General features: G+C 58.0%; 12 protein-coding genes. 7 read left to right on the top strand and 5 right to left on the bottom strand.

Features of this window, described 5'->3' with window-relative positions:
- On the bottom strand, nucleotides 1–200 hold a 200-nt coding region (locus OC445_RS23745; RefSeq protein ID WP_262020386.1), incomplete at its 3' end, for a hypothetical protein.
- Between the two features lie 180 nt (nucleotides 201–380).
- On the opposite strand from OC445_RS23745, the gene OC445_RS23740 reads away from it, so the two are divergent.
- Complete coding sequence (locus OC445_RS23740; RefSeq protein ID WP_054922167.1) at nucleotides 381–1,754, top strand: MFS transporter; 1,374 nt, start codon at nucleotides 381–383, stop codon at nucleotides 1,752–1,754.
- A gap of 60 nt (nucleotides 1,755–1,814) precedes the next feature.
- Here the strand turns inward: OC445_RS23740 and OC445_RS23735 are convergent, their stop codons facing one another.
- From OC445_RS23735 to flgA, 4 genes are all read right to left on the bottom strand, one after another.
- The gene (locus OC445_RS23735; protein WP_198791673.1) at nucleotides 1,815–2,564 is read right to left on the bottom strand and encodes a flagellar brake protein; all 750 of its coding nucleotides are present in this window, start codon (nucleotides 2,562–2,564) and stop codon (nucleotides 1,815–1,817) included.
- Between the two features lie 96 nt (nucleotides 2,565–2,660).
- Complete coding sequence (locus OC445_RS23730) at nucleotides 2,661–3,131, bottom strand: flagella synthesis protein FlgN (RefSeq protein WP_034128459.1); 471 nt, start codon at nucleotides 3,129–3,131, stop codon at nucleotides 2,661–2,663.
- Between the two features lie 48 nt (nucleotides 3,132–3,179).
- Nucleotides 3,180–3,503, bottom strand: coding sequence for a flagellar biosynthesis anti-sigma factor FlgM (flgM, locus tag OC445_RS23725; RefSeq protein ID WP_054897918.1), 324 nt, complete (start codon nucleotides 3,501–3,503; stop codon nucleotides 3,180–3,182).
- A gap of 141 nt (nucleotides 3,504–3,644) precedes the next feature.
- A complete protein-coding gene (gene flgA, locus OC445_RS23720; RefSeq protein ID WP_054922160.1) occupies nucleotides 3,645–4,409 on the bottom strand; it encodes a flagellar basal body P-ring formation chaperone FlgA in 765 nt (254 codons plus the stop codon).
- A gap of 74 nt (nucleotides 4,410–4,483) precedes the next feature.
- On the opposite strand from flgA, the gene OC445_RS23715 reads away from it, so the two are divergent.
- From OC445_RS23715 to flgE, 6 genes are all read left to right on the top strand, one after another.
- The gene (locus tag OC445_RS23715) at nucleotides 4,484–5,416 is read left to right on the top strand and encodes a chemotaxis protein CheV (protein ID WP_034128456.1); all 933 of its coding nucleotides are present in this window, start codon (nucleotides 4,484–4,486) and stop codon (nucleotides 5,414–5,416) included.
- Nucleotides 5,417–5,458: 42 nt separating this feature from the next.
- Nucleotides 5,459–6,286 (top strand): protein-glutamate O-methyltransferase CheR, encoded by an 828-nt coding sequence (cheR, locus tag OC445_RS23710; RefSeq protein ID WP_014719581.1) that lies wholly within the window; start codon nucleotides 5,459–5,461, stop codon nucleotides 6,284–6,286.
- A 315-nt stretch (nucleotides 6,287–6,601) separates the two neighbouring features.
- A complete protein-coding gene (flgB, locus tag OC445_RS23705) occupies nucleotides 6,602–7,009 on the top strand; it encodes a flagellar basal body rod protein FlgB (protein WP_034120825.1) in 408 nt (135 codons plus the stop codon).
- A gap of 3 nt (nucleotides 7,010–7,012) precedes the next feature.
- Nucleotides 7,013–7,456, top strand: a complete 444-nt coding sequence (flgC, locus tag OC445_RS23700) for a flagellar basal body rod protein FlgC (protein ID WP_032895649.1) — start codon at nucleotides 7,013–7,015, stop codon at nucleotides 7,454–7,456.
- Nucleotides 7,457–7,472: 16 nt separating this feature from the next.
- Nucleotides 7,473–8,192: a flagellar hook assembly protein FlgD gene (gene flgD / locus OC445_RS23695; RefSeq protein WP_034128455.1), complete on the top strand. Its 720-nt coding sequence runs from the start codon at nucleotides 7,473–7,475 to the stop codon at nucleotides 8,190–8,192.
- A gap of 30 nt (nucleotides 8,193–8,222) precedes the next feature.
- The gene (flgE, locus tag OC445_RS23690) at nucleotides 8,223–9,539 is read left to right on the top strand and encodes a flagellar hook protein FlgE (protein WP_054922158.1); all 1,317 of its coding nucleotides are present in this window, start codon (nucleotides 8,223–8,225) and stop codon (nucleotides 9,537–9,539) included.
- The last annotated feature ends 97 nt before the right edge of the window (nucleotides 9,540–9,636 follow it).

Below are 9,636 nucleotides of genomic sequence, written 5' to 3'. Positions count from 1 at the left end.
ATGGTAGTGTGGGGTTTCCCCATGTGAGAGTAGGTCATCGTCAAGATTAAATTCCGAAACCCCAATTGCGAAAGCAGTTGGGGTTTTGTTTTGGGCGCTCGAAAAGCACGCCAACTTCCAAAGCCTGCATAGCGTTCCATTGAAACCTTTTGTACAGATACCCGAATACCAGTCGAACCTTGCGTGTTATCAAGGTTCACAGGTGGTGCGCCATGTATTTATCTCCACGGTTATGTACCTCGCAGACACCCACGTAGCGTCTGAGCTGTGAAACAAAATAATCGCCGGGAACAGGCCCTGCTGCCTGTCCGGATCCAACCGCCCCGGACTATCATGCTGATAGCCCTACCCCTCACCGCAAGGAGCCGCTCGGAACGCCGATGCGCCAGATCTGGAAATCTTTTCGAGCCCTTTATTTCGCCTCTTTGATGATGCTGATCGGCTCCGGCCTACTTAGTACTTATCTGGCTTTGCGTCTGGCAGCAGACAATGTCGACAGCCTGTGGGTCGGTGCGCTGATGGCCGCCAACTATTTTGGCTTGGTGCTGGGCGGCAAGCTCGGACACCGCCTCATCGCCCGGGTCGGGCATATTCGCGCCTACGCCACCTGCGCGGGCATCGTCGGTGCAGCGGTGCTGGGGCACGGTTTGATTGATTGGCTGCCAGCCTGGATCGTGCTGCGGATGATCGTGGGCCTGGGGATGATGTGCCAGTACATGGTCATCGAGAGTTGGCTCAACGAGCAGGCGGATGCCAAGCAGCGCGGTGTAGTGTTCAGCGGCTACATGATTGCGTCCTACCTTGGGTTGGTGCTGGGCCAACTGATCCTGGTCATGCATCCCCATCTTGGGCTTGAGCTGTTGATGCTCGTGGCGTTGTGCTTTGCGCTGTGCCTGGTCCCGGTGGCAATGACTCGACGCATTCACCCGGCCCCACTGCACCCGGCCCCGATGGAGCCGCGCTTCTTTATCAAGCGCGTGCCGCAGTCGCTCAGCACCGTGTTGGGCGCTGGGTTGATCGTCGGTTCGTTCTACGGCTTGGCACCGCTGTACGCCTCTCAGCAGGGCCTGACGACCGAGCAAGTCGGCCTGTTCATGGGGAGCTGCATTTTTGCTGGATTGGTCGTGCAGTGGCCACTGGGCTGGTTGTCGGACCGCTATGACCGCGCGCTGCTGATTCGCTGCTTCGCCTTGTGCCTGGCGGTGACGGCCTTGCCGTTGGCAATCATGACGCAGGTTCCGCTGGAAGTGTTGTTCGTGGCGGGCTTCTTCTGTTCGCTGGTGCAGTTCTGCCTTTACCCTTTGGCAGTGGCCTTTTCCAACGACCATGTGGAAGGCGATCGTCGGGTATCGCTGACGGCCATGTTGCTGGTGACCTACGGGATCGGCGCCAGCGTGGGGCCGCTGTTGGCCGGTGTGGTAATGAAGCTATTCGGCAGCCAGATGCTCTATGCGTTTTTCAGCCTGTGTGCATTGATCCTGGTGTGGCGCATTCGCCCCAAGGCGGTGACCAACCTGCATCAGGTCGATGACGCGCCGCTGCATCACGTGGCGATGCCCGACAGCATGTCCAGTTCGCCTTTGGTGGCTGCCCTTGACCCGCGGGTGGATGAGCAGGTGGTACAGGATCAGATGCAAGTCACTGTGCCCGATCCAGAGCCTGCCCCTGAAACCGATGAGCCGACGAGCGAAGAGCCGCACGAGCCACCAGACCCGGACGAACATCCCCATGACTTAAGCAGGGCGCGCCCCTGAACGAAAAAACGGGCAGATCCCATCAGGATCTGCCCGTTTTTTTATCTCAGCGTCTAACGCTTAGAGATCGTCGTCTTTATCGAAGCGCCGAGCTTCACGCTGTAATTGGTAGACAAAGCGTTCCACTTGTCGCTGCACCAAGCCACTCATGTTATGAAAGCGCACGCCGGCAAAGGTGGTGTTGATCTTGTCTTCGAAGTGCAGATAGCGCAGTTCCACAGAGGTGGTCATGCTGCCGAAGGGCAGGGCAGCGATAAAGCGATCATAGACCTGGCCCAACTGCAGACGCTCAGAGATGTCGCTTTCAAAGCGCAATTTGCAGCCGGTTGCCGAGATATCCAACAGCTTACCGCTGACAGGGGCCTTGAGCTTCTCGCCACCCAACTGAATATCCACCAATTGCGCGAGTTTCAGTGCGGCGCGGAAGGCATTGCGTCTTTGATGGTAAACCACTTCGCCGGGCAGGCTGCCGCTGTAGATGCGGTGGCCGCCTTTCTCGCTGATGGTCAAGGTGCCGTTGCTTTCCCAGGCAACCCGGACGCCCTCATGGAAGCCTTCGATACGGAAGGCTTCGCCATTCTCAAGATAGCGTTCACCGTCGCGGGGAATCATTTCGTCCAGTACCAGCGTCTTGCTGTCCCGGTCGATGTCCACTAGGTAGCTCTGGAAGCGCTGGCTACGTTCGTGGAAAGTGATGATCAGCGGGTCATGGCTTTCTTGCAGCATCCGCAACGTGCTGGCGATTTCCAGAGGCGTGGTGAGCACCTTGGGTGGCTGCGGTGCATCTTCCGCATTAAGGGCGTTGAACACGGTTCTTCCATCTCCAGACAAAATACGACTACACGCAAGAACCGGCATTTTGCCAGTATGTAGCGCGCCTTGGATAGGTCGCGCTGTAAACCGGCGTCAGGCTTGGCTGCGGGTGCTTGGTTTGATCAGGCGTGAGGTGGAGCCTTGGGCGTTATACAGGGCCGGAGGCTCTCCGCCGTGCAGTATGCGCAACTGATTGGCGGTGGTGGCTTGCTGAAGCTGGATCGACTGGCCGTTGAGCAGGTTGGCTTCCTGGCACTGGGCGAGCAAATGATTGAGTTCTTTGCTTTGTGCCAGCAGTTGATCGCCGACTGAGGAGTGGCTGGCCAGTTGTGCCAGGCCATCATGATCGGCGGGCAGGCCCAGGCTGATCAGAATCTCGCTGCGTTTTTTGCCGTGCTGTTCGAGCAAGACAATCAGGGACTGTTTGCGCGCCAGGATTTCTTCCAGCAAGGGCATATCCCGGCCGTACAAGGCCAGTGATTCTTCCTTGAGCAGCTCGAGCAATTGTTGCGTCGGCGCCAGATCATCAATGATCAGTTGGAGCAAATGTTCGTCGTGGTGCATGGCTGGCCTTTGGTTTTAAGCGTCCAAAAGCCCAGCGCAGGCGTTTGCCTAGCGCTCGGCTTCGAAGTTGAGCAGCTTGCTGGCTACACGGTTGCTGTCGACTTTATAGCTGCCATCGGCGATAGCCTGTTTCAACTCGGCCACGCGGGCTTTATTGACGACGGGTTGATCGCGCAGCGAGTCAGTGACCTTCTGCAACTGTTGAGCCTCATTGCTCAGGTGTACCGATTCCCCACTCTGGCTGGCGGCGGCCTGTTCTGCTTTGGCAGGCAAGGGCTGCGGCTTGGCCTCTACGCTGTCCTTGGCACCGGCGGTGCGCGTATTGCCGGGCAAGGCCGGGGTGTTATTCAAACGACTGAAATCAATGACCATGTTGAAAAACCTCTGGGTATTTGGACGCTTGCCATGTTTTCGGCCATACCCAGGCAAACTTTAGGCTCGATTGACAATAAACCTGTACGGCTCAATATCCAGCACACAGTGTAGGAAAAGCTGGCATTTGATTCCAGTCATCTATAGCGCCACCTCGACCTGGCCTGGTGCCGTGACCCGCGCCTTGATCACGCGATTGGAGTTGAGGTTCTTGACGCGGATCTGTTCGCTCATGCCGCCATTTGACAGCGCCTCGCCCGGCATCCTGACGTTCAGGCCGCCGCTGCTGGCGGAAATTACCACCTGGTCACCTTTGCGAATCACCTCGGCCTGTTCCAGATGAACCAGCGTGAGGACTTGGTCGGTGACCACCGGCCGCGTGAGTTTCTGCCCGACGGCCTGGTCCAGCGACGTCAGGTAGCCCTGGTTGATCAAGCTGATATCCCGCTCGCGCAACGCCACGTCGTCGTAGCCGATGATGCCCGTGCGCTTCAACGGTCGCGCCACTACCACCACATCGCGATACAGCTTGACCTGAGCTGGTACGAAAACCGTCCAGGGCGAGGCACCCTCACAGCGTACCTTTACGGTCACACGGCCGATGGGCTGGGCGGGGCTTTCCAGAGTGGCTGTCAATTCCTTGTCGCACATTGGCATGCGCAAGCGAGGGTCCAACTGGTTGACCTGAATTTCATAACGCCCCGGCGTCTGGGTAGTCGCCAGATAATCTTCTACAGTGAACTCAAGAAAGCCTTGGGTGACGCCGATAAGTAGATCAGGCAGGGTGACGTTGTCGGCACGGGCCGTGACGCCCAGGCCCGAGACAAGCAGTGCCATCGCGGCGCAGAGCAGTCTACGGTAGCGTGAGCGGCCAGGGTGTCGGGAAACTGTCGTTTTAATATCCATACTCAGTAAATAGCAAAGCTCGTGCCGTTTAGTGTTGGGTACGCGTCGTACCCCTAGGATTTAGGAGTCTGGGCATGGCAGGTGTAATGGATTCAGTAAACCAGCGCACACAGCTGGTAGGGCAGAATCGCCTGGAGTTGTTGCTTTTCCGCCTGGATGGCAAACAGTTGTATGGCATCAACGTGTTTAAAGTGCGTGAAGTGCTGCAATGTCCCAAGTTGACGATCATGCCCAAGTCCAGTCCAGTGGTGTGCGGCGTGGCCAACATCCGTGGCGCGACCATTCCGATTCTTGACCTGGCCATGGCCACGGGGGCCGCGGGTTTGCAAGACCGCCAGAACCCCTTCGTGATCATCACCGAATACAACACCAAGACCCAGGGTTTCCTGGTGCGCTCGGTGGAGCGCATCGTCAATATGAACTGGGAAGAGATCCATCCGCCGCCCAAGGGCACGGGGCGCGATCACTACCTGACGGCGGTGACGCGGGTCGATAACCAGTTGGTGGAAATCATCGACGTGGAGAAGATCCTCGCCGAAGTGGCCCCCACCTCGGAAACCATTTCCGTCGGGGTGGTGGATGCCGAAACGGCACACAAGGCGGTTTCGCTGCGGGTGTTGACCGTGGACGACTCTTCTGTGGCGCGCAAGCAGGTCACGCGTTGCCTGCAAACGGTCGGGGTTGAGGTGGTAGCCCTCAATGATGGCCGCCAGGCCTTGGATTACCTGCGCAAGCTGGCAGACGAAGGCAAGAGGCCTGAAGAAGAATTCTTGATGATGATCTCTGACATCGAGATGCCGGAAATGGATGGCTACACGCTCACGGCCGAAATACGTAACGATCCACGCATGCAAAAGTTGCATATCATCCTGCATACTTCGTTGTCGGGGGTATTCAATCAGGCAATGGTCAAGAAGGTCGGTGCGGATGACTTTCTGGCCAAGTTCCGTCCTGATGACCTCGCATCCCGGGTAGTCGACCGGATCAAGGCAGCAGATCACGGCTAGGGGATTTCCCCTGGCGGTCACACGATTTAAGAGGCGGCATCATTGTCTACGGGTAATTTGGATTTCGAACAGTTCCGGGTCTTCCTGGAAAAAGCCTGTGGCATATTGCTCGGTGAAAACAAGCAGTACCTGGTATCCAGCCGTCTCAACAAGCTGATGGAACAGCAGGGCATCAAGTCCCTGGGTGAGTTGGTCCAGCGGATCCAGGGGCAGCCGCGCAGTGGGCTCAAGGAAATGGTGGTCGATGCCATGACTACCAACGAAACCTTGTGGTTTCGCGATACCTATCCCTTTGAAGTGCTCAAGAACAAAGTCTTGCCGGAAGCCATCAAGGCCAGCCCGGGCCAGCGCCTGCGTATCTGGTCGGCGGCCTGTTCCTCGGGGCAGGAGCCGTACTCGATCTCGATGTCCATCGACGAGTTCGAGCGGACCAACATGGGCCAGTTGAAAGCCGGCGCGCAAATTGTGGCCACGGACTTGTCCGGCACTATGCTCACCAACTGCAAGACCGGTGAGTACGACAGCCTGGCGTTGGGCCGAGGCTTGTCCCAGGAGCGCCTTCAACGTTACTTCGATCCCAAAGGGGCGGGGCGTTGGGCGATCAAGGCGCCGATCAAGAACCGCGTCGAATTCCGCTCGTTCAACCTGCTCGACAGCTATGCCAGCCTGGGCAAGTTCGACATGGTGTTTTGCCGCAACGTGCTGATCTATTTCTCCGCTGAAGTGAAGAAAGACATCCTGTTGCGTATCCATGGCACGCTCAAGCGTGGAGGTTATCTGTTCCTCGGTGCCTCCGAGGCATTGAACGGCCTGCCGGATCACTTCCAGATGGTGCAGTGCAGCCCGGGAATCATCTATCAGGCCAAGTAGGCCGGGTATAGGCAATAAAACTGTGGGAGCCGGGCTTGCCCGCGATAGCGTTTTGTCAGTCGACGAATAGGTCGGCAGGCACTCCGCCATCGCAGGCAAGCCAGCTCCCACATTTGTTTTCTCGGCAAGCTGGCGTAAAGCGGCAACTGCCCATTGCCGCTTTACTGGCACTACGCGGAAATCGCTTGCCGCTTTTCTGGCATAGTCGCCGGCAACTCCCTTCGAAACCCTTGATATACGGGGCTCTCGCAAGTTTGGCATACACCTTGCTATAACCCTGCTAACGAACAGCAGGTCAGCCTAAAGGTTTCCGCCATGAGCATCAGCTTCGATAAAGCGCTCGGTATCCACGAACAAGCCCTGGGCTTCCGCGCCCAGCGTGCCGAAGTCCTGGCCAACAACATCGCCAACGCCGACACCCCGAACTACAAAGCTCGGGACCTGGACTTCTCCGCCGTGCTCGCCGCACAACAGGACAAGACCAAGAACGGCACCTTCGCCTTGAACATGACCAATAGCCGTCATATCGAAGCGCAAGGCCTGGGCAATGGTGACGAGTCGCTGCTGTATCGCACGCCGATGCAGCCGTCGATCGACCAGAACACCGTTGACGCCCAGCTGGAGCAATCGAACTACGCCGAAAACTCGGTGAACTTCCAAGCCAGCTTCACCCTGCTCAACAGCAAATTCAAAGGGCTGATGTCAGCCCTGCGCGGAGAGTAAGCCATGTCCCTGTCCAGTGTTTTCAATATTGCCGGCAGTGGCATGAGCGCGCAGACCACGCGTTTGAACACCGTCGCCAGTAACATCGCCAACGCCGAGACCGTCTCCTCGAGCATTGACCAGACCTATCGCGCCCGCCATCCGGTATTCGCCACCATGTTCCAGGGTGGCCAGGCAGGCGGCAGCGAGTCGCTGTTCCAGAATCAGGACGCAGCCGGCTCCGGTGTGCAGGTGTTGGGCGTGGTCGAAGACCAGAGCAACCTGGAGGCCCGTTACGAGCCCAACCATCCTGCCGCGAACGAAAAGGGTTACGTCTACTACCCCAACGTCAACGTGGTCGAGGAAATGGCTGACATGATTTCCGCCAGCCGTTCGTTCCAGACCAACGCGGAAATGATGAACACCGCCAAAACCATGATGCAGAAGGTCCTGACCCTGGGTCAGTGATAAGGGGCGCCAAATAATGGCCATCGTTGATACGTCAAACAACACGGCTGTCCAGGACCTGTTCAACTCCAAGGTCAAGGACGCGTCGAACAATGTCTCGAATGTTTCCAAAGCGGCCACGGGTAACCAGGCGCTGGGCAAGGACGCATTCCTGCAGTTGCTGGTGACCCAGCTGAAAAACCAGAACCCGCTGTCGCCCCAGGACAACGGCGCGTTCGTGGCCCAGCTTGCCCAGTTCAGCAGCCTGGAAGGCATCAACACCCTGAACGACTCGGTGAACAACATCTCCAGCAACTTCAGCTCTTCTCAAGCGCTGCAGGCTTCGTCGCTGGTGGGGCGGTCGATCATTATCCAGACCGACAAAGCCATGGTGGATACCAGCAAGAGCATGAACGGTTCAGTGGCGGTGCCATCGGCGGTGGGCAACGTGTCCGTCAAGATCACCGACAAGGACGGCAACGTCGTACGCACCGTGGATATGGGCGCGCAGAGTGCCGGCAGCCAGAGCTTTATCTGGGACGGCAAGAACGACAAGGGTGAGGTCGCCCCAGCCGGCACCTACACCTTCAATGCCTCCACCAAGAACGACAAAGGTGACGCGGTGGCCCTGACCACCTCGCTACCAGCCACGGTCACCAGCGTGACCCTGAGCAAGACCGGCGGCGAAATGCTGCTCAACCTTGCAGGCGGCATGGGCAGCGTCAAGCTGTCGCAAATTCAGACTATCGGTACATAGAGCCGGCTAAATACGGCAGAGGAGAGAAACATGTCTTTTAACATCGGCCTTAGCGGCCTCTATGCGGCCAACAAACAACTGGACGTGACCGGCAACAACATCGCCAACGTCGCGACCACTGGCTTCAAGTCATCCCGTGCGGAATTCGCGGATATCTACGCGGCCTCCAAGCTGGGCACCGGCCAGAACAGCATCGGCAACGGTGTGAACCTGGCGGCGGTGTCACAGCAGTTCACCCAGGGCGACGTCAACGGGAGTGGCGGCATCCTCGACATGGCGATCCAGGGTGGTGGCTTCTTCGTGCAGAAGGGCAGCGACGGTTCGCTGGAATACACCCGTAGCGGTGCTTTCCGTGCGGACAAAGACGGCTATATCACCAACAATACCGGCACCTCGCGCCTGCAAGGCTATGCCGCGGACGAGAATGGCAAAATCACCAAAGGCGGCCTGGTTGACCTGCAGCTGAACCTGGCGAACCTGCCGCCGAAGGCGTCTACCAAGGTGGACTCTTCCAGCAACCTGAACTCCTCGTCGCCGGTGATCGATCAGTCCAAGAACCCGTTTGATCCAACCAAGTCCGAAAGCTTCACCACGCAATACAGCACCACCTTGTACGACTCCCAGGGCAATGCGCACCCGATGGTGCAGTACTTGGTCAAAACCGATGCCAACCAGTGGCAGGCCTACACCTTGATCGATGGCCGCAATCCTGATGGTTCGGCTCCTACCGGTACCGGTGCTGACGTGAAGGCGCCTGTGCCGTCGACGTTGAGCTTCGATGGTGCTGGTAACCTCAAGAGCATCGTGACCGGCGGTGTTGCCGGTAACACCTTGACCATCAAGGATTGGGTACCTGGCACGGTGACCGATGGCGTATGGAAAGCTAACGATGCGACGGCTAACAAGGATGGCATCGCCATCAACATGGGCACCGTCACCCAGTACAACTCGGCCAGCTACCGTAACCCGCCGGTCACAGATGGTTACGCCACCGGCCAGATCACCGGCCTGAAGATCGATGGCAGCGGCGTGCTCTTCGCCACCTTCAGTAACCAGCAGAGCAAGGCCATCGGCCAGATTTCCCTGGCCAGCTTCAACAACGAGCAGGGCCTGCAGCCCGCCGGCGGTACGACCTGGAAAGAGACCTTCGCGTCGGGCCAGCCGGGCTACGACGCACCGGAATCTGGCACTCTGGGGTCGATCAAGGCCAGCTCCCTGGAGAACTCCAACGTCAACTTGACCAACGAGCTGGTGGACCTGATCAAGGCCCAGAGCAACTACCAGGCGAACGCCAAGACCATCTCCACCCAAAGCACCATCATGCAGACCATCATTCAGATGACCTGATAGGTTAGCGCTTTAAAATGTGGGAGGGGGCTTGCCCCCGATAGCGGTGTATCAGCCAAGTATCCATTGACTGACACCCTATCGGGAGCAAGCCCCC

The sequence above is a fragment of the Pseudomonas sp. Pse35 genome, from assembly GCF_024519715.1.
Taxonomy (GTDB): Bacteria; Pseudomonadota; Gammaproteobacteria; order Pseudomonadales; family Pseudomonadaceae; genus Aquipseudomonas; species Aquipseudomonas paracarnis.
This window is presented reverse-complemented; position numbering and strand designations above follow the sequence as displayed.